The following is a 206-nucleotide window of genomic DNA, read 5'->3' as shown; positions in this document are numbered from 1 at the left end:
GCACAAGCCGCGAATATTGCGCAGACGCAGGGCCAGCTTGCGGCCATAAAAACGGCGACAGAGAAAGTCGCCCAGCTGACCCCCGAGCAACAGGAGAATATCAAGGCGCAGTGGCTTAGCCAGCATCCTGGTCAACAGCCTGACGAGCGTACCTTAGTAGAATTTATCACTCAGCAATTTTATCAGCAGGCGATGAACGACTCGGG

At 54.9% G+C, this 206-nt stretch carries 1 protein-coding gene; it reads left to right on the top strand.

The window, feature by feature from the left end; translation table 11 throughout:
- A partial coding sequence (locus HGT70_RS16530; RefSeq protein WP_425328694.1) for a hypothetical protein occupies positions 1 to 206 on the top strand: 206 nt, incomplete at both ends.

It is taken from the genome of Rosenbergiella collisarenosi (genome assembly GCF_018494085.1).
GTDB classification, from domain to species: Bacteria; Pseudomonadota; Gammaproteobacteria; order Enterobacterales; family Enterobacteriaceae; genus Rosenbergiella; species Rosenbergiella collisarenosi.
The sequence above is the reverse complement of the archived record's forward strand: the minus strand, read 5'-3'. Positions and strand labels throughout refer to the sequence as shown.